The organism is Neisseria sp. P0014.S009 (assembly GCF_051958155.1).
Classification (GTDB): Bacteria; Pseudomonadota; Gammaproteobacteria; order Burkholderiales; family Neisseriaceae; genus Neisseria; species Neisseria flavescens_C.
This window is the reverse complement of the sequence record NZ_JBQCVS010000139.1, coordinates 1-266: the sequence shown is the minus strand read 5'-3', so window position 1 is coordinate 266 and position 266 is coordinate 1. Positions and strand designations below refer to the sequence as shown.

At 45.5% G+C, this 266-nt stretch carries 1 protein-coding gene; it reads left to right on the top strand.

Features of this window, described 5'->3' with window-relative positions:
• A partial coding sequence (locus ACTHS4_RS12030; RefSeq protein WP_440366002.1) for a type VI secretion system ImpA family N-terminal domain-containing protein occupies positions 1–266 on the top strand: 266 nt, incomplete at both ends.

Sequence of the window (266 nt, the reverse complement as noted above, 5' to 3'; positions counted from 1 at the left end):
ATTACACACAAGCGCTCACTGCAAAACACGGTCTGGTTGGCTTTTGCGCCGGTTGTGAAGCCATCAAAACCAATGTGGATTTGTATTGGAAATCCCTATATCCCAAGCTCGAAGATGAGGATGGCGAACCCGACCCGTTTTATCGAATCAATGCGCTAAGTGCATTCACTACGCATGACGGCATCGCCAAAGAAGTATTTTCAGCCAAATTATTAGTAAACGGACTGACCCAACAGCCTATTACCGTTAAAGAAGCAGTTTCTGTC